The 21,227-nt window shown below is 71.3% G+C and carries 21 protein-coding genes; 11 read left to right on the top strand and 10 right to left on the bottom strand.

The genetic code is table 11. From position 1 onward, the window contains the following. The 3 genes from uvrA to ACE3T5_RS02420 form a co-directional block, all read left to right on the top strand. The coding region (gene uvrA / locus ACE3T5_RS02430; RefSeq protein WP_374664059.1) for an excinuclease ABC subunit UvrA at positions 1 to 1,418 on the top strand (1,418 nt) is incomplete at its 5' end. A 62-nt stretch (positions 1,419 to 1,480) separates the two neighbouring features. Then, a complete protein-coding gene (locus ACE3T5_RS02425) occupies positions 1,481 to 2,008 on the top strand; it encodes a hypothetical protein (protein WP_374664057.1) in 528 nt (175 codons plus the stop codon). A gap of 16 nt (positions 2,009 to 2,024) precedes the next feature. After that, complete coding sequence (locus ACE3T5_RS02420; RefSeq protein ID WP_374664055.1) at positions 2,025 to 2,483, top strand: acyl-CoA thioesterase; 459 nt, start codon at positions 2,025 to 2,027, stop codon at positions 2,481 to 2,483. A gap of 123 nt (positions 2,484 to 2,606) precedes the next feature. Here ACE3T5_RS02420 and pyrF read toward each other — a convergent pair whose 3' ends face one another. Continuing rightward, entirely contained in the window at positions 2,607 to 3,431 is an 825-nt protein-coding gene (gene pyrF, locus ACE3T5_RS02415; protein WP_374664053.1) for an orotidine-5'-phosphate decarboxylase, read from the bottom strand. 59 nt (positions 3,432 to 3,490) lie between these two features. On the opposite strand from pyrF, the gene ACE3T5_RS02410 reads away from it, so the two are divergent. Together ACE3T5_RS02410 and ACE3T5_RS02405 are read left to right on the top strand one after the other, a co-directional pair. Continuing rightward, positions 3,491 to 4,378: a DMT family transporter gene (locus ACE3T5_RS02410; protein WP_374664051.1), complete on the top strand. Its 888-nt coding sequence runs from the start codon at positions 3,491 to 3,493 to the stop codon at positions 4,376 to 4,378. Between the two features lie 53 nt (positions 4,379 to 4,431). Further along, entirely contained in the window at positions 4,432 to 6,330 is a 1,899-nt protein-coding gene (locus tag ACE3T5_RS02405) for a tetratricopeptide repeat protein (protein ID WP_374664049.1), read from the top strand. On the opposite strand, the gene ACE3T5_RS02400 is transcribed toward ACE3T5_RS02405, so the two are convergent. Beyond that, positions 6,327 to 7,241 (bottom strand): LysR family transcriptional regulator, encoded by a 915-nt coding sequence (locus ACE3T5_RS02400; protein ID WP_374664065.1) that lies wholly within the window; start codon positions 7,239 to 7,241, stop codon positions 6,327 to 6,329. The genes ACE3T5_RS02405 and ACE3T5_RS02400 overlap by 4 nt on opposite strands. A gap of 109 nt (positions 7,242 to 7,350) precedes the next feature. Between ACE3T5_RS02400 and ACE3T5_RS02395 the strand changes: the two genes are divergently transcribed. Further along, positions 7,351 to 8,319: a Bug family tripartite tricarboxylate transporter substrate binding protein gene (locus ACE3T5_RS02395; protein WP_374664047.1), complete on the top strand. Its 969-nt coding sequence runs from the start codon at positions 7,351 to 7,353 to the stop codon at positions 8,317 to 8,319. A 53-nt stretch (positions 8,320 to 8,372) separates the two neighbouring features. Continuing rightward, the gene (locus ACE3T5_RS02390; protein ID WP_374664045.1) at positions 8,373 to 9,440 is read left to right on the top strand and encodes a porin; all 1,068 of its coding nucleotides are present in this window, start codon (positions 8,373 to 8,375) and stop codon (positions 9,438 to 9,440) included. A gap of 108 nt (positions 9,441 to 9,548) precedes the next feature. On the opposite strand, the gene ACE3T5_RS02385 is transcribed toward ACE3T5_RS02390, so the two are convergent. The 5 genes from ACE3T5_RS02385 to ACE3T5_RS02365 all read right to left on the bottom strand — a co-directional run bounded on the left by ACE3T5_RS02385 (position 9,549) and on the right by ACE3T5_RS02365 (position 14,255). Further along, on the bottom strand, positions 9,549 to 11,651 hold the full coding sequence (locus ACE3T5_RS02385) for a 4-oxalomesaconate tautomerase (protein ID WP_374664043.1): 2,103 nt from the start codon (positions 11,649 to 11,651) through the stop codon (positions 9,549 to 9,551). 61 nt (positions 11,652 to 11,712) lie between these two features. Next, entirely contained in the window at positions 11,713 to 12,117 is a 405-nt protein-coding gene (locus tag ACE3T5_RS02380; RefSeq protein ID WP_374664041.1) for a GreA/GreB family elongation factor, read from the bottom strand. A 247-nt stretch (positions 12,118 to 12,364) separates the two neighbouring features. After that, on the bottom strand, positions 12,365 to 13,135 hold the full coding sequence (locus tag ACE3T5_RS02375) for a DUF169 domain-containing protein (protein WP_374664039.1): 771 nt from the start codon (positions 13,133 to 13,135) through the stop codon (positions 12,365 to 12,367). Between the two features lie 65 nt (positions 13,136 to 13,200). Then, complete coding sequence (locus tag ACE3T5_RS02370) at positions 13,201 to 13,842, bottom strand: hypothetical protein (RefSeq protein ID WP_374664037.1); 642 nt, start codon at positions 13,840 to 13,842, stop codon at positions 13,201 to 13,203. Next, positions 13,830 to 14,255, bottom strand: coding sequence for a hypothetical protein (locus ACE3T5_RS02365; protein ID WP_374664035.1), 426 nt, complete (start codon positions 14,253 to 14,255; stop codon positions 13,830 to 13,832). Before ACE3T5_RS02365 ends, ACE3T5_RS02370 begins: the two co-directional genes overlap by 13 nt. A 105-nt stretch (positions 14,256 to 14,360) precedes the next feature. Between ACE3T5_RS02365 and ACE3T5_RS02360 the strand changes: the two genes are divergently transcribed. Further along, positions 14,361 to 15,038 (top strand): TetR/AcrR family transcriptional regulator, encoded by a 678-nt coding sequence (locus ACE3T5_RS02360; RefSeq protein WP_374664033.1) that lies wholly within the window; start codon positions 14,361 to 14,363, stop codon positions 15,036 to 15,038. 12 nt (positions 15,039 to 15,050) lie between these two features. Here the strand turns inward: ACE3T5_RS02360 and ACE3T5_RS02355 are convergent, their stop codons facing one another. Together ACE3T5_RS02355 and ACE3T5_RS02350 are read right to left on the bottom strand one after the other, a co-directional pair. After that, positions 15,051 to 16,007: a tripartite tricarboxylate transporter substrate binding protein gene (locus ACE3T5_RS02355; protein ID WP_374664031.1), complete on the bottom strand. Its 957-nt coding sequence runs from the start codon at positions 16,005 to 16,007 to the stop codon at positions 15,051 to 15,053. A 33-nt stretch (positions 16,008 to 16,040) separates the two neighbouring features. Further along, on the bottom strand, positions 16,041 to 17,114 hold the full coding sequence (locus ACE3T5_RS02350) for a tartrate dehydrogenase (protein ID WP_374664029.1): 1,074 nt from the start codon (positions 17,112 to 17,114) through the stop codon (positions 16,041 to 16,043). A 75-nt stretch (positions 17,115 to 17,189) separates the two neighbouring features. Between ACE3T5_RS02350 and ACE3T5_RS02345 the strand changes: the two genes are divergently transcribed. The 3 genes from ACE3T5_RS02345 to ACE3T5_RS02335 are packed head-to-tail and all read left to right on the top strand — an operon-like array spanning position 17,190 to position 19,638. Continuing rightward, positions 17,190 to 18,122, top strand: a complete 933-nt coding sequence (locus ACE3T5_RS02345; protein WP_374664027.1) for a LysR family transcriptional regulator — start codon at positions 17,190 to 17,192, stop codon at positions 18,120 to 18,122. 17 nt (positions 18,123 to 18,139) lie between these two features. Then, a complete protein-coding gene (locus ACE3T5_RS02340) occupies positions 18,140 to 18,400 on the top strand; it encodes a helix-turn-helix domain-containing protein (RefSeq protein ID WP_374664025.1) in 261 nt (86 codons plus the stop codon). Further along, a complete protein-coding gene (locus ACE3T5_RS02335; protein ID WP_374664023.1) occupies positions 18,400 to 19,638 on the top strand; it encodes a TIGR03862 family flavoprotein in 1,239 nt (412 codons plus the stop codon). The genes ACE3T5_RS02340 and ACE3T5_RS02335 overlap by 1 nt, the downstream gene beginning before the upstream one ends. A 129-nt stretch (positions 19,639 to 19,767) precedes the next feature. Here ACE3T5_RS02335 and ACE3T5_RS02330 read toward each other — a convergent pair whose 3' ends face one another. Next, entirely contained in the window at positions 19,768 to 21,000 is a 1,233-nt protein-coding gene (locus ACE3T5_RS02330; protein ID WP_374664021.1) for an ATP-binding protein, read from the bottom strand. Positions 21,001 to 21,227: the final 227 nt, after the last annotated feature.

Here is a 21,227-nt window from a genome sequence, read left to right as displayed (position 1 = left end):
ACGTGGGCCTCACCTACCTCAGCCTCGACCGCAGCGCCGAGACGCTCTCCGGCGGCGAGGCGCAGCGCATCCGCCTGGCCAGCCAGATCGGCAGCGGCCTGACCGGCGTGATGTACGTGCTGGACGAGCCCAGCATCGGCCTGCACCAGCGCGACAACGACCGCCTGATCGCCACCCTGCAGCACCTGCGCGACCTGGGCAACAGCGTGCTGGTGGTGGAGCATGACGAGGACATGATCCGTGCCGCCGACCACGTGGTGGACATGGGCCCGGGCGCCGGCATCCACGGCGGCCATGTGGTGGCCCAGGGCACGCCCGCCGAGGTGCTGGCCAGCGAGGCCTCGCTCACCGGCCGCTATCTCGCGGGCACGCTGCGCATCGCGGTGCCCGCCAAGCGGCGGCGCCTGGCCGACCAGGTGGATCCGCAGGTGATCCGCGTGGCCGGCGCCCGCGGCAACAACCTGAAGAACGTCTCGGTCGACTTCCCGGTGGGCCTGTTCACCTGCGTGACCGGCGTCTCGGGCTCGGGCAAGTCCACGCTGGTCAACGACACGCTCTACGCCGCTGTCGCGCGCGAGCTGTACCGTGCCCACGAGGAGCCGGCCGCGCACGACGCCATCGAAGGCATCCACCATTTCGACAAGGTCATCAACGTCGACCAGTCACCCATCGGCCGCACGCCGCGCAGCAACCCCGCCACCTACACTGGCCTGTTCACGCCCATCCGCGAGCTGATGGCCGAGACGAACATCGCCAAGGAGCGCGGCTACGGCCCCGGCCGCTTCAGCTTCAACGTGGCGGGCGGCCGCTGCGAGGCCTGCCAGGGCGACGGCGTGGTGAAGGTGGAGATGCACTTCCTGCCCGACGTGTACGTGGCCTGCGACGTGTGCCGCGGCCAGCGCTACAACCGTGAGACGCTGGAGGTGCAGTGGAAGGGCCGCAACATCGCGCAGATCCTCGACATGACGGTGGAAGACGCGCACGAGTTCCTGAAGCCCGTGCCCGCCATCGCGCGCAAGCTGCAGACGCTGCTGGACGTGGGCCTGTCGTACGTGAAGCTCGGACAGTCGGCCACCACGCTCTCTGGCGGCGAGGCGCAGCGGGTGAAGCTGGCGCTGGAACTCTCCAAGCGCGACACCGGCCGCACGCTCTACATCCTGGACGAACCGACCACCGGCCTGCACTTCGCCGACATCGACCTGCTGCTGAAGGTGCTGCACCAGCTGCGCGACGCCGGCAACACCATCGTGGTGATCGAGCACAACCTGGACGTCATCAAGACCGCCGACTGGGTGATCGACATGGGCCCCGAGGGCGGCTCCGGCGGCGGCACCGTGGTGGTGGCCGGCACGCCGGAGGAGGTGGCGGCGCATCCGGGCAGCCACACGGGGAAGTATCTGGGGCGGTTGCTGGGATGAGGCGGTCGCTCGCGTTCCGTGCGCGCTGCGCGTAGGATAGAAGCGAGTTCCGGGGAGCCTCGATGCGCCATCGCCTTGCCGTCTGCGTGGCCGGCGTGCTTGCCGCCACCGCCCACGCCGAAGTCACCTCCGCCTCGCCCACGCACTTCCTGCTCACGCACCGCGCGGAAGTGAAGGCGACGCCCGCCCAGGCCATCGAGGCCGTGGGCCAGCTGCCGCAGTGGTGGAATCCGTCGCACAGCTACTCCGGCCAGGGCGCGAACCTGCGCATGGGCCTGCGGGCGGGGGATTGCTTCTGCGAGCAGTGGGGCGAAGGCGCCTCCATCGAGCACGCGCGGGTGATCCAGGTGCAACCCGGCCGGCAGGTGCGGCTGGAAGGCGCGCTCGGCCCGCTGCAGGAGCTGGCCGTGCGCGGCGTGCTCACCTTTTCCGCGCGGGCCGCTGAAGGCGGCGGCACGCAACTCATGATGACCTATCGCGTGGCCGGCGACGCCGCCGCCGGGCTGGAACGCCTGGCGCCCGTCGTCGACCGCGTGATGGGCGAGCAGTTCCAGCGCTGGGCCGCCCATGCCGGGACGGCTGCACGCTGATTCAGGGAGTCGAACCATGTCCTCCATCACCCTGCGCTTCCTGGCGGAGCCCAGCACGGTCAACTTCGGCGGCAAGGTGCACGGCGGCACCGTCATGAAGTGGATCGACGAAGCCGGCTACGCCTGCGCCACCGCCTGGGCCAAGACGTACTGCGTCACGGTCTACGTGGGCGGCATCCGCTTCCACCGGCCGATCCGCATCGGCGACCTGGTGGAGGTGGAGGCGCGGCTCGCCTACACCGGCAACACCAGCATGAACATCTCGGTGGAAGTGCGCAGCGGCGACATCAAGACCGGCGTCTTCGAGACCACCACCGAGTGCCTGATCGTCTTCGTGTCGGTGGACAAGGACGGGCGGCCCTTGCCGGTGGATGCGTGGCAGCCCGAGACGCCGGGGGAGATCGCCCTGGCGCAGCATGCAAAGACGGTGTTGGATGCGTCACGGCATGCGGGGACGCCGAAGGGGGCGGAGTAGCGTGGGCGCTGGGGGCGGAGCGCTGGGGTTGCGCTGCGCTCCACCCCAGCCTACGGGGACCCTTGCGGCGAGGCGGCTTTCGTAGGCTGGGGTGGAGCGATCAGCGCAACCCCAGCGTTCCAGCTACCCTCGCGCCGCCTGCAGCACCTCGCGCGTCTTCAGCGCCTCCTGCCGCGCCGCCTGCGCGTAGTCATCGCCGGCGGATGCGTACAGGATCGCGCGCGAGGAATTCACCACGATGGGCGCATCGGGCCGCCAGCCGGCGCGCACCGTGGCCGCCGCGTCGCCGCCCTGCGCGCCGACGCCCGGAATCAGCAGCGGCAGCGTGGGCGCGATGGCCCGCACGCGCTCGATCTCCGCCGGGTAGGTGGCCCCCACCACCAGGCCCAGCTGACCGTTCAGGTTCCACGGGCCCTGCGCGAGGCGCGCCACGTGCTCGTACAGCAGCGGCTGGCCGTCGACCGAGGCCAGTCGCTGGTTCTGCAGGTCGTCCCCGCCCGGGTTGGAGGTGCGGCACAGCAGGAAGGCGCCCTTGCCCTCGTAGCGCAGGTAGGGCTGCACCGAGTCGAAGCCCATGAAGGGTGACAGCGTCACCGCGTCCGCCCCGTAGCGCTCGAACGCTTCCTTGGCGTACTGCTCGGCGGTAGAGCCGATGTCGCCGCGCTTGGCATCCAGGATCACCGGCACGTGCGGGTGGTTGGCGCGCAGGTGGCGCATCAACCGCTCCAGCTGGTCCTCGGCCTGGTGGGCGGCGAAGTAGGCGATCTGCGGCTTGAAGGCGATCACCAGATCGGCCGTCGCGTCGCAGATGCCGGCGCAGAAGTCGAAGATGCGCGAGGCGTCCCCCCGCAGGCCCGAGGGGAAGCGTGACGGCTCCGGGTCAAGGCCCACGCACAGCATCGAGCCGTTGCGCTGCTGCGCCGCCTGCAGCATCTGGATGAAGGTCATTGCCCTCCATTTTAGGGAACCGTCAGCATTGGCCCGGACGGCCCGCCACAATCGCAGCCATGCAAGCCCTCACGCGCCGGCAACTGGTGATCCTCGTGCTGCTCACCCTGGTGTGGGGCATCAACTGGCCGGTGATGAAGCTGGGCGTCACGGCCTACCCGCCGCTCACCTTCCGCGCGCTCTCCATCTGGCTGGGGCTGCCGGTGCTGGCCCTGGGACTGCTGGCGCTGAAGGTGCCCTTCCGCATCCCGCGCCGGCACTGGCCCGAGCTGCTGTGGCTGGCCGCCACCAACATGTTCGTCTGGCACGCCTGCATCATCCTCGCCGTGAGCACGCTCTCCAGCGGGCGCTCGGCCATCCTCGGCTACACCATGCCCATCTTCTCGGCGGTGATCGGCGCGCTCTTCTTCTCCGCCGCGCTCAGCCTGCGCGGCTGGGTGGGCGTGAGCGCGGCCGCGCTGGGCGTGGCGCTGCTGCTGTGGCATGAGTTGAGCCAGTTCGCCGGCCGGCCCGCCGGTGTGGCGCTGGCGCTGGTGGCCGCCGCCACCTGGGCGCTGGGCACGCAGCTGTTGCGCCGCACGAAGATCGACGTGCCCACGCTGGCCATCTCGTTCTGGATGACGGCGATGACCGCGGTGGTGATGTCCGTGCTGTCGCTGCTGTTCGAGCGCGCGCAGTGGCAGATGCCCGGCCCCACGGCCTGGGGCGCGATCCTCTTCAACGCCGTGCTGATCTTCGGCTTCGCGCATGCCGCGTGGTTCTACCTCGCGCGCGGGCTGCCGCCGGTGGCCAGCACGCTGAGCGTGATGTTCATCCCCGTGCTCGGCGTGTTCAGCGGCGCCTTGTGGCTGGGCGAATCCGTGCACTGGCAGGACTGGGTGGCCGTCGGGCTGATGATGGTGGCCATTGCCTCGGTGCTGTGGCCGGCCCGCGCCGCGAGCCGCTGAGCCGAAGCGCGCTCGCCGACAATGCCGGTCATGCATCGGCTTCGATTCCCCGCATGAGCGCGCCCCGCCCCGAGGAAGCGCGGCAGGCCGTCGACCTCTTCCGTGCCGGTCGCGACGACGAGGTGATCGCGCTGGCCCGCGGCTTCACCGAGCGCTACCCGGCGCATCCGCTCGGCTGGATGCTGTGCGCCGCCGCGCTGAAGCGCCAGAACCGGCACGCCGAGGCGCTGACGCCCGCGCAACGGGCCATCGAGCTGATGCCCGACCGCCCCGAGCTGCACAGCAACCTGGGCACCAGCCTGTACCGGCTGGACCGCTTCGACGAGGCTGAGGCCGCCTATCGCCGCGCGCTGGCGCTGGACCCGGCGCATCCGGACGCGCTGTTCAATCTCGGCCGGCTGCAGACCCGGCTGTCACGCTTTGCCGAATCCGCCGCCACCTTCGCCGCGCTGGTGCAGGCGCGGCCCGGCGACGCCGAGGCGCACACCGAGCGGGGCATTGCCCTGGGCGGGTTGGAGCGCTGGGTGGAGGCCGAGCGCAGCCTGCGGCAGGCGATCACGCTCGGCGACCAGGGCGACGTGGTGCATGACCACCTGGCTCGCACGCTGCTGGAACAGGGCCGGCCCGATGAGGCGATGGCCGTGCAGCGCGCCGGCATCGCCCTGCATCCAGGCCGCGCGCGGCTGCTCGGCAACCTGCTCTTCTACGCCAACCATGTGCCGGGTGAGGCGGGCCTGCCGCCCGAGGCGGCCGACTTCGCGCGGGCGATGGCGCCACCCGCCGATGCGCCGCGCGTGTCGTGGTCCGTCGAGCCCGAGCCGACCCGGCTGCGCATCGGCCTTGTGTCGGGCGATCTGAAGCGGCATCCGGTGGCGAGCTTCCTGCTCGGCTTCATCCCGCACCTGGCGGCACAGGGCATCGAGCTGCACGCCTTCGCCACCACGACCGAAGCGGACGCAGTGACGGATCGCCTGCGGCCGTACTTCGCCGGCTGGCACGCGCTCGCAGGGCTCGACACCACCGCTGCCGCCCGCGCCGTGGCCGCACAGGGCATCCATCTGCTGTTCGATCTCGCCGGCCACACCGCGCAGCATCGGCTCGACGTGTTCGCCTTGCGGCCCGCGCCGCTGCAGGCCACCTGGCTGGGCGTGCCCGCCTCCACCGCGCTGCCGGCCATCGATGTCGTGCCGGCGGCCCCGGGCTGCCTCGCGCCAGGCGACGAGGCCGCCTTCACCGAGCAGCCCTGGCCGTGGCCCGAGGCCTGGTTCAGCTACACGCCGCTGGAGCCGCCGCCCGCCCCCTCGCCGCTGCCCGCGCTGGCGAACGGGCACGTGACCTTCGGCAGCTTCAACAGCTTCACCAAGGTGAACGACACCGTCATCCGCACCTGGGCCGCGGTGCTGCAGGCCGTGCCGGGTGCACGCCTGCTGCTGCGATGCTGGCAGCTGCAGGATGCGGCGCTGGTGCAGCAGGTGCGCACGCGCTTCGCGGCCCAGGGCATCGATGCGTCGCGGCTGGATCTTGAAGGGCCTATCGTCTCGCTCGCCAGCCACCTGGCGCAGTACCACCGGGTGGATGTAGCGCTGGACACCTTTCCGTATGTCGGCGGCACGACCACGGCCGAGGCGCTGTTCATGGGCGTGCCGGTGGTCAGCTTGCGCGGGGCGGGCCGCATGCTGCGCATCGGCGAGAGCCTGCTGCAGGGCGCCGGGCTGGGGGACTGGGTGGCGGCCGACGAAGCCGACTACGTGCGTCGGGCCACAGGGGCCGCACAAGACCTGCCGGCGCTCGCTGCACTGCGCACCCAGCTGCGCCCGCGCCTCGAAGGCACCGCATGGCTCGACGGCAGGCGCTTCGCGGCGCAGTTCGCGCAGGCGGCGTGGTCGCTGTGGCGCGAGCGGGGCGCAGCCTCCAATGCCCTGGATCCCCGCCTGCGCGGGGATGACGGCTAGGCGCTGCGCGTGCGGCGTTTGCGGCGCAGGTCTTCGAACATGTCGTAGAGATGCCGGGCCGCCGGTGAGAGCGAGCGGCCGCGCCGCTGGATCAGGCCCATGCGCCGCGTGACCACCGGGTCCTTCAGCGCCACGCTCGCGAGGATCGGATGCTCGCCCGGCGGCATGGCCAGGCGCGGCACGGCCGCCACGCCCAGGCCGGCCTCCACCAGGCCCAGCAGCGTGAGCACGTGCTGCGCCTCGTAGATGCACACCGGCCGGTCTTCCACGCCGGCCAGCGCCAGATCCAGCAGCAGGCGGTTGCCGCTGGAACGCGCCACCGTCATGAAGTCATGGCCCTTCAGCTCGCGCCAGGCCACGGACTTGCGGCGCGCCAGGGGATGGTCCCGCCGGCAGGCCAGCACGAAGGGCTCTTCCTGGATCACCTTGAACTCCAGGTCCGCCTCGGCGCCGCCCATGAAGTTGAGGCCGAAGTCCGCCTCGCCACGGGCCACCGCCGAGAGCACCTCATTCGCGCTGGCATCCAGGATCTTCACGCGGATGTTGGGGTACTCCGCGTGGTAGCGCTGGATGACCTGCGGCAGGAAGTAGAACGCCGCCGAGGGCACGCAGGCCACGGTGACCTCGCCCATGCGCGTGGCCGCCACCTCCTGGATGCCCAGCAGCGTGGCATCGAGCTCGTCCAGCAGCGAACGTGACTTGCGCGCGAACTCGCGGCCCACCGCGGTGAGCTCCACCCGGCGCGTGTTGCGGTCCAGCAGTCGCACGCCCAGCGCCTCCTCCAGCTTCTCGATGCGTCGGCTGAAGGCCGGCTGCGAGATGTGCACCAGCTCGGCGGCCTTGCGGAAGTTGCCGGTCTCGGCGACGGCCACGAAGGCCTGCAGATCGGCCAGGTCGAAGTGGATGGGCATGGGCTCGGCGGGGCGGATTCGGTGATCGACATGATGCATCAATCGTTCCCAAACATGCAATTCACACAACACGCCCCTGGCGCCACCATTCGCGGCACCAGGAGACACCATGAACCCCCTTTCCCGACGAAGCCTGCTGGCCGCGATGGTCGCCGCCACGCTGGGCACACCCGCCCTCGCCTTCCCTGACCGCACGATCACCATCGTCGTGCCCACCGCCGCCGGCGGCGGCAACGACGCCATGGCCCGCGTGCTCGCGCAGGGCCTGTCGGTCGCGCTGAAGCAGCCGGTGGTGGTGGACAACAAGGCCGGCGCCAACGGCGCCATCGCCGCCGAGTTCGTGGCCAAGGCCGCGGCCGACGGCCACACGCTGATGTTCGGCTACGTCGCCACCCATGCGATGAACCCGGCGCTGCAGAAGCTGCGCTATGACCCGGTGAAGGACTTCGAACCTGTCGGCCTGGTGGCCTACTCGCCCGTGCTGCTGGTGGCGCACCCGGGCGTGAAGGCGACCAACGCTCGCGAACTGGTCGCCGCCGTGCGCGCGGCGCCCGACAAGTTCAGCTACGCCTCGGCGGGCAATGGCACCGCGCCGCACTTCGCCGCGGAGCTGTTCAAGCAGTCCACCGGCCTGGGCAGCCTGCTGCACGTCCCGTACAAGGGCGCTGCGCCCGCCGTGACCGACACCATCGGCGGGCAGACGCAGCTCATGTTCCCCAGCCTGTTCACCGCCACGCCCTACGTGAAGGCGGGCAAGCTGCGCGCGATCGGGGTGGCCGGCAGCAAACGGTCCGCCATCCTGCCCGACGTGCCGACCCTGGCCGAGCAGGGCGTGGCCGGCGTCGACGTGGGCCAGTGGTACGGGCTGTTCGCGCCGGCCGGCACGCCGCGCGCCGTGGTGGACCAGATCAACAAGGCCATGAACACCGTGCTCAACGACCCGGCCACGATCAAGAAGCTCGAGGACCACGGCGCCGATGTCGAGACCAGCACGCCGCAGCAGCTGCGCGAGCTGGTGCAGAAGGAACTGGCGCGCTGGCGCAAGGTTGTCGAGGTCGGCAAGCTGAAGCCGGACTGATCGCCCTGCCGGCCCGACCCGCGTTTTCCAACCCCCAGAGGAGATCACCCCGCATGCGAATCCGAACCGTCGCGCTCTGCGCCACCACACTGGCCTGTGCCGCGGCACACGCCCAGTCGTCCGTCACCCTGTTCGGCATCGCCGACGTCAACCTCGCGCATGGCTCCGGCAGCCTGTCCAAGCGGACCCAGCTCGCCAGCGGCTCCAACGCCAGCTCGCGCGTGGGCTTTCGCGGGCGTGAAGACCTGGGCGGCGGCCTGTCCGCCAGCTTCTGGCTGGAAGCCCAGTTCAACACCGACAACGGCACCGGCGTTGCCACCAACACCAACAACCAGGCCAGCGGTGGCGGCACGGCGCAGGCCGGCGGCCAGGGCCTGTTGTTCAACCGGCGCTCGACGGTTAGCCTCGAAGGCGCCTGGGGCGAGCTGCGCCTGGGCCGCGACTACACCGGCCACTATCGCAACCGCGTCGACACCGATCCGTTCGGCGTCGTCGGCGTGGGCGCGAACCAGGCCAACGTGGGCTCGCTCGCTGGCACCACCTCCACCCGTGCCTCCAACTCGGTCGGCTACTTCCTGCCGAAGCTGCCGGGCGGCTGGTTCGGCTCGGTGCAGGCCTACCTGGGCGAGAACCTGAGCGGCACGCCCACCGCCGACGACGGCCGCGGCTTCAACGTGCGCCTGGGTTCCACCTTCGGCCCGGTCGAAGTCTCCGGCGCCTACGCCCGCCAGGCGCTGGCTGCCGGCGACATCGTGAGCAAGAACGTCGGCGCGATCTACCGTCACGCCAGCTTCCGCCTCACGGGCGCGTGGTACGAGGACACCACCCAGTCGGCCACGCCGTTCTCGGGCAAGGGCTACCTGGTGGGCGCCATCGTGCCGGTCGGCGCCGGTGAAGTGAAGGCTTCGCTGTCGCGCTACGGCTCGGATGCGGGCGCGCAGCCCACCGTGCGCAAGATGGCGCTGGGCTACGTGCACCACCTGTCCAAGCGCACCGCCCTGTACACCACGTGGGCGCGCGTGCGCAACAGCGGTGGCGCGACGACGGCGCTGAACGGTTCAACCACGGCGGCCAACACCGGTTCGTCAGGCTTCGACCTGGGCATCCGCCACAGCTTCTGATCCCGAAGCGTCCCGCTCCGCGCGGGACGCCATGCTTGTTTCTCAGGGTTCGCGCCGGCTTCGACCGGCGCGTTTTTCATGGGCAGGCGCGGGCGGCCCTGCGCGGCTTCACTCCACCGTTTCGAGCCAGCGGCCTGCTGCCTCGGAGGCGAGGCCGCTCTCGCGGGCCACGCGCGACCAGCGCGTGAACTCCGACTCCACCAGCTCCGCCAGCTCACGCGGGCCGCCGGTCTTGACCGCGGCGCCCTGCGCCTCGATACGGGCCACCACGTCGGGCAGCGACAGCACCTCGCGCAGCGCCTGCGACAGGCCCTCCACCACCGCCGACGGCGTGCCGCGCGGCGCGAAGAGCGCGTACCACTGGGTCACGTCCACGCCTTCCACGCCCACTTCGGGCAGGGTGGGCAGCTCGGGCATCTGCGCCGTGCGGCGGGTGCCGGCCACGGCCAGGGCGCGCAGGGCGCCGGTGCGGATGAAGGGCTGCGCGGTGAAGAGGCTCGGGAACATGATCTGCGCCAGCCCGTTGGCCGTGGCGGCGATGGCGGGCGCCGCGCCGCGGTAGTGCAGGCCCGGCAGCGCCGCGAGGCCGGCACGCTGGCGGAACAGCTCGGCCGCGAACTGCGGCGGGCTGCCGCGGCCGGCGTCGGCATACACGCACTGCCCCGGCTGGCGGCGCAGCCGGTCCAGCAGCTGCGGCACGCTCACCACGTCGAGACGCGGGTTCACCACCAGCAGCGTGGGCGAGGCGCCGATCAAGCCGACCGGCTCGAAGTCGGTGCGAGGGTCATAGCGCAACGGCTCCAGCGCCGGATGCAGCGCATGCGTGCCGATGTAGCCCAGCATGAGCGTGCGCCCGTCAGGGGCCGCACCTGCCACGTACTCGGCGGCGATGCTGCCACCCGCGCCGGGCCGGTTGTCCACGGTGATCTCCTGGCCCAGCCGCTGGGCCAGCCGTGCCGCCACCAGGCGGGCCATCACGTCATTGCCGCCGCCCTCGGCGGTGGGCACCACCAGCCGGATCGGGCGGCGCGCCGCGGCACCGGCACGGGCGGTGGACGCCTCGGCCTCGTCATCCGCGGCCGGGAACACATAGCGCGGCAAGGTCAGCTCACCCTGGAAGATCTTGCGTGCGGTGCGCACCAGCGCGGCGCTGCGCACTTCGGCCTGATCCCCTTCGCCGACCAGTTCGATCTGCACGTCGATGCGGCCGGCCGGGTGCAGCACCGCCAGCGCATGCCGGCCGGGCGCGAAGCCGCCGCCGCTGGCCACCGTGCCCGGCAACGCGAAGGCCGTGGTGACGCCGATGGCGCCGGTGACCGCATGCGAGGCATGGCACTTGCGCGGCGTGAAGTAGCGCGAGGTGATGGAGTCGGGCCCCTCGCCCTCGCTCACCAGCACCGGCTTGGGAATCACGCTGTCGCGCACGTCGCCCAGGCCCATGCGGCGGCCGGCTTCGACGCGCAAGGCCTCCAGCCGTTCGAGCAGCGGCGCATTCGCGTCCAGCGCCACCGGCTTCTCGCGGCCGGTGACGCCCAGGTCCTGCGCGCGCACCAGCATCATGGGCATGGCGGCGTCGATGCACGTCACCTGCACGCCGTCGATCACGTCGATGCGCTGGCCGGTGGGGAACACGCTGCCGGTGACCGAGCCCCAGGCATCGAGGAAGTTCAGCAGGATGGGGGCCGCCGTGCCGGGCACGCCGTCGATGCGCGCGTCACCTTCGTAGGTGACGTGGCCGCCGGGGGTCTGCACCGTCACGTCGATGCGCGAGCGGGTGTTCACGTTGTAGACGCGCGCGGTCGTCGTCTCCGGCCCGGCGGCGATCAAGCCCTGCTCGATGGCGAACGGCACCACGCCCGAGAGCATGTTGCCGCAGTTGGGCCGCACATCCACCGAGCGCTGGCCCACGCCCACCTGCGCGAACAGGTAGTCAACGTCGCAATCCGGCTGGCTGGAGCGGGAGACCATGGCCACCTTGCAGGTCAGGCTGCTGCCGCCGCCCAGGCCGTCGAGCTGCAGCGGATCCGACGCGCCGATGGCGCCGATCAGCGCCTGGTCGCGCGCCTCGTCGGCGGCGGGCAGCCACTCACGCAGGAAGAACGGGCCGCGCGAGGAGCCGGCACGCATCAGGACACAGGGCAGGGTGGTCTTCATGGCCTCGGGCACGGAGTCGATGCGCGCATTCTTGCGCGGCACGGCATCGTCGTCCATTGCATCTTTCCGTCGGATTGATGCACTGGACCGATCACCGATGCCGCGCGCGACCCTGCGCCTACGTGAGGTAGTCGCCCGTGGCTTCCGGCTGGAACAGGATGGCCTCGATGCGGGCCACCGTCTCCACGCCGCCGGGGCCTGCCCAGCGCGCCTGCGCGCCCACGGGCAGGCCGATCAGTCCCAGCCCGGCTGGCGACAGCACCGAGATGAAGCCCTTCGCCGGTTCGGCATCAGCGGGGTAGCACAGCACCAGTGTCTGGCGCTGGTCGGTGCGCTCGTCGTGGATGACGAACTGGGCATACATCGTCACCACGTCCGGCGGGATGGCCTGCGGCGCCACCACGTCGGCCTCATCCAGCAGGTGGGCCAGCAGGGGCGGCGGCGGGCCACCCGGTCGCAGCTTGCGCAGGCGGGCGGCATCGAGTTCGGTGAGCAGGCGCTCGCCAGGACGGAAAGGGGTCATGGGATCACTCCGATCGGGGACGCGCCGGTGGGGGCCCGGCGGTGATGGAGTGGCGCTTGAAGGAAGGGAGAGGGAGGCCGCCGGGCCTAGGCATGTGCGAGGGATCGCATCACGCCCGTTCGCGCGGGCGCGCACGCGCGCTCCCCCGCCGAAGTGGCGAGGGCGGCTGCGATCAACCCGGACGAAGCGCGGCAGGACATGCGGCGAGTATAGGCCGGCCCCGCGCGCGCGGGGCCGACGCACCGCATCAACCCCCGGCCGCGTAGGTCGCGCCCATGCCCTCGCGCACGTCCTGCTGGATGCCGTAGGTGGGGAAGGGATAGCGGAAGCCATTGCCGGCGAGGGCCTGCATGCCGGCCACGGCCTTGGCCATGTCCTCGGGCGGCGCGGCCATGAGCATCTCGTCGTCGAGCACGCCGCCGTAGCGCCGCTCGGCGAAGCACGGGATGGACAGGCTGGGCTGGCGCGTCTTCAGCGCGCGGCCCCACGAATCGGCACAGGCCGACTCGCCCACCACCGACCAGTCGAAGCGCCGGTAGCCGGACCACTGCAGGCCGTTGATGAAGTACATCATGGCGCCGGGCGTGGCGTAGAACAGCACGATGTCCGGCGGGTCGAGCCGGCCGCTGGCCAACGGCGACATCGCAAGCCCCTCGTAGCGGCCATCGGGCACGCAGTGCATGGCGGCCTGGTGGGCGGCGGCGTCGGGCTGGGTGGCGAACCACACGCCGGTCATCGCACGGCCGGACTGCCAATCCGCGTCCTTCGCGCGGCCCAGGCCCACGACGGAGCGGCACTGCGCGCCATACAGGTTGTCGGCCGTCATGCCCACCGTCCAGCCCAGGCGCGCGGTCTGCGCCACCACCTGGTCCAGCGTGTGCACGGCCTTGGGCCGCCGCAGCTTGGGGATGCGCAGCATCTCCGCCTCGGTCTCGAACAGCTTCATGCCGAAGACGACGCTGCGCAGCTTGAGCAGCCGATCCAGGTCGGCCGCCAGCTGGCTCCAGTTCATGCTCATGGGAGAGTCCTTCCGCCCTTTCGCGGGCAAGGACCATTGTGGGTCAAGCGGGCCGGCGGGCGGCCTCAGGGCAGGGCCGGCGCAAACGTCCGCAGGTAGTCGGCTGGCACTTCGAACGCGTGGATGCGCCCGGCCAGCAGCATCACGATGGCCACGCCTGCCAAGGCACCACCGCCCAGCGCCGAGGCCAGGGCCATCGAGCCCCACCGCGGCCGACCCTGCCAACGCCACCACGCCGCGCAGCCCAGGTGCGCGGCCAGCGCCAGCACCGCCAGCCCGTAGTAGGGCGCGAAGAACCAGTGGAGCGGCGGCACATGCAGGCCGGCCGCCGCGAAGTGGAAGCGCGTGTCCAGGCCCAGCACCGTGCGACCGAACAGCACCGCGCCCACGTGCACGCAGAGGAAGAAGGCCAGGTAGGCGCCCGAGCCCGCCTGCAGCCACGCGATGGCACCACGGCGCGTGCGCCAGCCCGCGGCCACCAGCCGCAGCCCGCTCGCGGCCTGGAAGGCCACGCAGGCCAGCAACACGGCCTCCAGAAAGGGCTGGCGGTACACGCGGCGGGCGGCCTGCATGAACGCGACATGGGTCTCGACGCCGGCCAGGCCCGCGAGATGATTGGCCAGGTGGACGGCGGCAAAGGCCCCGACGACGCACGCCGATCCCCGATGCAGGGCGCGCAGGGTCACGCCGCCCGTCACAGCAGCCACCAGCCCGCCGCGTACAGCAGGCCGGCCAGCGCCGCACCGCGCAGCGGCACGCGAAAGAAGTAGCGGCGCGCCAGCACCACATACGCCAGGTGCACGCCCAGCCCCAGCGCCAGCAGGAAGGCCGAGTCCGCCAGCACCTGCGGGCGCGCCAGCGCGAGATAGCCGTACACCACGCCGAAGGTGATGAGGCCCAGGCTGTGGCTGGCGTTGAAGCCCTTGACAGCACGCCCGACCGTCGTCTCGCGCGTGATGACCAGCGTGGCCTCCTCCATCGCCGCGCGGACGGCCGGGTCGCGCGGCTGCAGCCGCGGACCCCGGTAGGTGAACAGCAGGTGCAGCGCGCCCAGGATGGCCAGCACGGCGGCGCCAGCGGCGATCAGCAGGTGGGCAGGGAGGACGTGGGCAGCGGTCATGGGCAGGGGTGGCAGGCAGCGAACGGCTCGTGATCCGGATGGCATCTAAACACGAGAAAGATGGGCCATTGTGAAAGCCGATCCTTCGCGTGTCAAGATACGCCCATGCCCCGAGCGAAGCCCTCCCCTGCCGCCCCGCGGCCCAGCCGCGCACGCGCCCGTGCGTCGGCGCCCGTGCGCCCCTACCACCACGGCAACCTGCGCGCCAGCCTGCTCGATGCGGCCGACGCGCTGCTGGCCGCGCACGGCGTGCAAGGCCTGACGCTGCGCGAGGTGGCCCGCGCGGCCGGCGTGTCACATGGCGCGCCCTACCACCACTTCGCCAGCCTCGACGAGCTGCTCGCGGCGGTGGCCGAGCGCGGCTTCCAGGTGCTGGGCGATGCGGTGGCCAAGGCGGTCACGCAGGGCGATCCGCGCGAGCGGCTGCTGCGCGTGTCCACCGCCTACGTCGGCTGCGCGCTGGCCCATCCCGAGCGCTTCCGGCTGATGTTCGGCCCGCTGCTGGCGCGGCAGGACGACTTTCCGGGCCTGCGTGACGCTGCCCACGCGGCCTTCCGCCATGTGGCGACGGCCTCGGCCGCCCACGACGACGCGCACGCGGCCAGCCTCGCGCTGGCCGGCTGGAGCCTCGCGCACGGGCTCAGCCACCTGCTGATCGACGGCGCCCTGCAGGCCCTGGCGATCCAGGCCCGACCTGAGGAGCTCGCGCGCACCCTGGCGACGCATCTGCTGGGCTCGGCGCCCGCGCCGGCCGGGCGCCGAGCCGCGGCGCCGCGGCGGTGACCGGCGACGCCGCTACTTCTTGCCCAGCCCCAACCGTGCCGCGCCCTCGGTGTAGAGCTTCACCTTCTCGGCCATGAAGGCATCCATCTGGTCCGCGCCCACGTTGACCAGCTCGAAGCCGGCCTTGGCCGCCAGCTCCTTCATCTCGGGGTCGTTGTTCAGCGCGGCCCACAGGTCCGACAGGCGCTTGCGGGCCTCGGGCGGGGTGGACTTGGGCACGCCGATGCCGCGGTAGGCGCCGTCGACCCAGTTCACGCCCAGCTCCTTGAAGGTGGGCACGTCGGGCATGAGCGGGTGGCGCTTGTCCATGGCCACGGCCAGCGGGCGCACGCGGCCCTTGTTGGCGATGGCGAAGGGCGTGTAGGTCATGGCGCCGTCCACCTGCGCGCCCAGCACCGAGGTGGCCATGTCGCCCGTGCCCTTGAACGGCACATACACCGTCTTGATGCCGAAGGCGGCGTTCATGCGCTCGTGGGCCGCATGGTTGGCCGAGTTCAGGCCCGAGCCGCCCAGGCTCAACTTGCCCGGGCTGGCCTTGGCCGTGGCCAGGAAATCGGCCCAGCTCTTGATCGGGCTCTGCTCGGGCACGACCAGGATGTCGGGCGTGTAGTGGAACCAGAAGACGGGCGTGATGTCCTGCGTCTTGTACTGAACCTGCCCTTCGATGGGCTGGAACACGATGTGCGGCAGGTTCACGCCCACCACATTGAGGCCGTCGCCGGGCAGCTGGTTGATCTGCGTCCACATTAGCGCGCCGCCGGCGCCGGCCTTGTACTGGATGATGGTGTCGATGGCCGCGCAGCGCTTCTTCAGGACGATCTGCTGGTGGCGCGCGGACAGGTCCGACTCACCGCCCGGCGGGAAGGCCTGCCAGTACAGCACGTTCTTCTCGGGGCAGCCTTGCGGGGCCTGGGCCTGCGCCAGGGGCGCGAGGGCGGCCAGGGCCAGGGTGGCGATGAGGCGCTTCATGGGCTTGTCTCCTGTTGTGGGATGGGGCGGGGATCAGGCAGCGCGCAGCCGCTGGCAGACCGCCGCGGTCACCTGCTCGGTGGTGGCGCGGCCGCCCAGGTCGCGCGTGTGCAGGGCGGGGTCGGCCGTCACGGACTCGATGGCGCGCATCAGGCGCGCGGCCGGCTCGGCCAAGCCCAGGTGCTCCAGCAGCATCACGCAGCTCCAGAACGTGCCCACCGGGTTGGCGAGGCCCTGGCCCATGATGTCGAAGGCGGAGCCGTGGATGGGCTCGAACATGCTGGGGTAGCGCCGCTCGGGGTCGATGTTGCCGGTGGGCGCGATGCCCAGGCTGCCTGCCAGCGCGGCGGCCAGATCGCTCAGGATGTCGGCGTGCAGGTTGGTGGCCACCAGTGTGTCCAGCGAGGCCGGCCGGTTGACCATGCGCGCGGTGCAGGCGTCCACCAGCTCCTTGTCCCAGCGCACGTCGGGGAACTCGCGGCTCACGGCCACGGCCACCTCGTCCCACATCACCATCGCATGGCGCTGCGCGTTCGACTTGGTCACCACCGTCAGCAGCTTGCGCGGCCGCGACTGCGCCAGGCGGAAGGCGAAACGCATGATGCGCTCCACGCCGGCGCGCGTCATCACGCTCAGGTCGGTCGCCACCTCGATCGGATGGCCGCGATGCGCCCGGCCGCCCACGCCCGAGTACTCGCCCTCGGAGTTCTCGCGCACGATCACCCAGTCCAGGTCCGCCGGGGCGCAGCGCTTCAAGGGTGCGTCGATGCCGGGCAGGATGCGCGTGGGCCGCACGTTGGCGTACTGGTCGAAGCCCTGGCAGATGGCCAGCCGCAAGCCCCATAGGGTGATGTGGTCGGGAATGTCCGGATCGCCGGCGGAGCCGAAAAGGATGGCGTCCATGCCGCGCAGCTGGTCCAGGCCGTCGGCCGGCATCATCTCGCCGTGTGCGCGGTACCAGTCGCCGCCCCAGCCGAAGCGGGTGAAGTCGAAGCGGAAGGCATCCTGCGCATCCGCCAGCGTCTGCAGCACGCGCTGGCCGGCGGGCACCACCTCCTGGCCGATGCCGTCGCCAGGAATGCACGCGATCTTGAAGGTACGGGTCATGACGCGGATGGTGCCGGCAGACGCGGGCGAAAGATCAGCGCAAAATTCAAACCATTGTCAACCTGGGATTCAACAATGGCCGCTGCGCGATCCGCCTCCGCCGAGATGCAGTTCTTCGACACGCTCATGCGCTGCGGCAGCCTCTCGGCCGCGGCGCGCGAGCTGCAGGTGACACCGCCCGCGGTGAGCAAGCGGCTGGTGCAGCTGGAGGAGCGCCTGGGCGTGCGGCTGCTGTCGCGCACCACGCGGCGCATCGGCCTCACGGCGGAGGGCGAGACCTACCTCGCGCATGCGCGCCGCATCCTGGCCGATATCGAGGCCACCGAGCGGGAGCTGCGCGGCGCGAGCGAGCGCCCGCGCGGCCTGCTGCGGGTGAACGCCACGCTGGGCTTCGGCCGCCTGCACATCGCGCCGCTGATCGCCAGCTTCGTGCGCGCCCACCCGGAGGTGGAGGTGCAACTGCAGCTCTCGGCCAGCCCGCCGCCACTGACGGACGACGCCTTCGACGTCTGCGTGCGCTTCGGCGAGCCGCCCGATGCCCGGGTGATCGCGCGCCTGCTGGCGCCCACGCGCCGGCTGCTGTGCGCCTCGCCCGCGTACCTCGCACGGCACGGCACACCGCGCACGCCGGCTGATCTGGCACGGCACTCCACCATCACCATCCGCCAGGGCGATGAGGCGTATGGCGTGTGGCGCCTGCGCGCGGGCAAGCGCAGCGAGACCGTCAAGGTGCACGGCGGCCTCACCACCAACGACGGCGAGGTGGCCGTGCAGTGGGCCCTGGCCGGCCATGGCATCGTGATGCGCGCCGAGTGGGACATCGCCCGCTACCTGAAGACCGGCCGGCTGCGCCAGGTACTGCCCCAGTGGCAGACGCCGTCGGCCGACATCCATGCGGTGGTGCCGGTGCAGATGCAGTCTGCGCCCCGTGTGCGGGCCTTCGTGGATCATCTGGCCGCGCACTTCGGAACGGCCGGCACGCTGGCGCGCGGATCGGCCGCCGCCTGAGCAGCGACAATCGACGCATGGCCCAAGGCAAGCGCATCTCCACCGACCTGCCCGCGCACGCGCTGCAGACGGCGCAGGCGCTCGGTGCCGCCGCGCGCCAGGCCCGGCTGGCCGCGGGTGAGGGCCAGGCCGCCGCGGCCGCGCGGCTGGGCGTGCATGTGCAGACCATCGGCCGCATCGAGGCCGGTGAGCCCGGCGTGGCCATCGGGCATGTGCTCGGCCTGCTCGATCTGTACGGCCTGAAGGTGGACGCGCAGCCGCGCGAGGCCACGCCCTGATGGCCCGCGCGGCGGTGGTGGGCGGCGGCCCGGCCGGCCTGATGGCCGCCGAGGCGATGGCCGCGCAAGGTATCGACGTCGACGTGTTCGACGCCATGCCGTCGGTGGGCCGCAAGTTCCTGCTGGCCGGACGCGGCGGCCTCAACCTCACGCACTCGGAGCCGCACGAGCGCTTCATGACGCGCTATGGCGCGGCGAGCGCGGCGCTGCGCGAATCCGTGGACGCTTTCAATGGCGAGGCGACGCGCGCCTGGGCGGCCGCGCTCGGGATCGAGACCTTCGTCGGCACCTCGGGCCGCGTGTTCCCGAAGGACATGAAGGCGGCCCCGCTGCTGCGCGCCTGGCTGCACCGCCTGCGCGCGGCGGGCGTGCGGTTCCATCCGCGGCATCGCTGGACCGGATGGAACGACGACGGCGCGTTGTGCTTCGACACCCCCGCCGGTGGTGTGACGCACACGGCCGATGCGACCGTGCTCGCCCTGGGCGGCGCGAGCTGGCCGCGCCTCGGCTCCGACGGATCGTGGGTGCCGCTGCTCGCCGCACGCGGCGTGGCCGTCACGCCGCTCGCGCCCGCCAACTGCGGCTTCGACGTCGCGCCCATGCGTCCGGGCTGCACCGGGTGGAGCGACCTGCTGCGCCAGCGCTTCGCCGGCCAGCCGATCAAGCCCGCGGCCGCGCGGCTGCAGGGCGACGCTCCTCAAGACGCCACGCCCGGTGAATTCGTGCTCACCGACACCGGCATCGAAGGCAGCCTGGTCTACGCTCACTCGGCCCGCTTGCGCGACGCCATCGCCGCGCAGGGCCAGGCCACGTGGCTCGTGGATCTGCTGCCGCAACTCAGCCCCGCGCGCGTGCTGAGCGAGGTGACGCATCCCCGCGGCCCCCGCAGCCTGGCCACGCACCTGAAGAGCCGGCTCGGCATCACCGGCGCCAAGGCGGCGCTGCTGCACGAAGTACTCACCCCCGCGCAACGCGACAACCCCGCCGCGCTGGCCGAGGCGCTGAAGGCGCTCCCCCTCCCGCTGGTGCGTCCGCGCCCGGTGGCCGAAGCGATCAGCACGGCCGGTGGTGTGCGCCTGGATGCGCTCGACGCCAACGCCATGCTGCGTGACTTGCCCGGCGTGTTCTGCGCCGGCGAGATGCTGGATTGGGAGGCGCCGACCGGGGGCTATCTGCTCACGGCGTGCCTGGCGACGGGGCGTGCGGCCGGGGTTGGGGTAGGGAAGTGGTTGGTTTGATCGCCTTCGGGGATCGTCACTTCCGCTGCGACTGAAAGTAGATGGCCAGTGTGTCGTTGGCCACCGTCTGCAGCAGCGCCAGCGCGCTTCTGGGCCTACTTCTCGATCTGGGTAACCGGCGCGGGCATGTCAAGCCAGGCTTTTTGTACCGCCCCCATCGGTAGCGGTGGCTTCGTCATTGTCCATGGCCAACTGCCCCTGCGGGTCCACAGGGGGCCAGCGCCCGTCCTTCACCCTTTGCTGGAACCAGCGGTGCATGGCCGCATCGTCGACGGCATACTCGCCGCGTGCCGACTTCCAGACCAATGCCGGGTTGCGCTCGCGCAGCGATTCCAGCGCGCGCTGGGCCATCTGCGCTGTGACCCGGCCCGTCACCCGCTCGCGGTAAAAGCGCAGGGCCTCGCCGTCGTAGGGGCGAAAGCGGGGCCCTTGCTCCAGCAGGCGCCAGAGCACGGCTTGCTCCAGCGGTCGCAGTGCCAGGTATTCGGATTCCATCTGCGCTTCATCGGCCTGCTGGCGCTCCCGCGCCGCCTGCAGTACCGCCTGCTCGAACCGAACCCCCTGCAGGCCTGACAGAGGGCTCAGCGCCTGCCCCAGTGCCTCCATGAAGAACTGGGGCCGGTGACCAAAACTCTCGAAAGCCTGCAGCAGCGTGGCGCCATCCACCGGCGCCAGGTCGGGCCGCTGCGTCGTGATCAGCCGCGACACGTGGTCGATGAAGTCCTGCCCCAGGAGCGGCATGCGGGAGATCTGGGAGCCGTAGAACGGCGCGCCATTGGTGTTGACCAGCCGCAGCAGCTTGTCGCGGTCGGAGCCGGACATCACCAGCATCAGGTTCACTTCGCCTGGCCGGTTGAGCTGGTCACGCGCGGACTTCAGCGCCGACATCGTGGCTTCGCCGGCCTCGCTGGTCAGCGCATGCTGGGCCTCATCGACGACCAGGGCCACCGGCGCCTTGGCTGCTTCATGCAGTGCGCGCAGGGCGTCGGGCAGCGTCACGCCATCGATCTTGCCGATCTTGGTGACATCTACTTTCAGTGCGCCGGCGATCGTCACGCTTTCCAGGCCGGCCGCCTTGGCTGCACGACCCACCACGCCCAGGCGCGGCGCCAGCGCGCGGGCAATGGCGTCGGCGATCAACGCGCCCGGGTCTCGCCGCGGGTCGGCCCACAGATCCACATAAGCCACCACGATGCCAGCCGCTTCCAGCGCGGGCTTGAGATCCGCCTGCAGAAAGGTGGACTTGCCCGTGCGGCGGGGCGCCGCCAGAAACAGCCCGTTGTGCGCGTCCCCAAAGACCGTCTGGCCCTTGAGCGCCGCTGCCAGCTCTTGCGCTAGGGCTTGCCGAGGGAAGTGGATCACTTTACCTCCTAATATCGTATGGGCGATAATTTATCTAAATCGAGATAAAAGTCAATAAGCCCAGCATGGCGTTCGCCGGCAGTTGCGGCTACTGAGCGAGGTATAGCCATTTATGCCGACGTCTGCGGCTTGGACCGTCTACGCAGGAACTGCCCAGCCAGCAGCCACAGGCTGCACCGGCTTCAGGTGAGTGATGCCGCCCCTCTTGCTGTCAAGCAGGGACTCAG

The sequence above is a fragment of the Ramlibacter sp. genome (assembly GCF_041916345.1).
Classification (GTDB): Bacteria; Pseudomonadota; Gammaproteobacteria; order Burkholderiales; family Burkholderiaceae_C; genus Ramlibacter.
The sequence above is the reverse complement of the archived record's forward strand: the minus strand, read 5'-3'. Positions and strand labels throughout refer to the sequence as shown.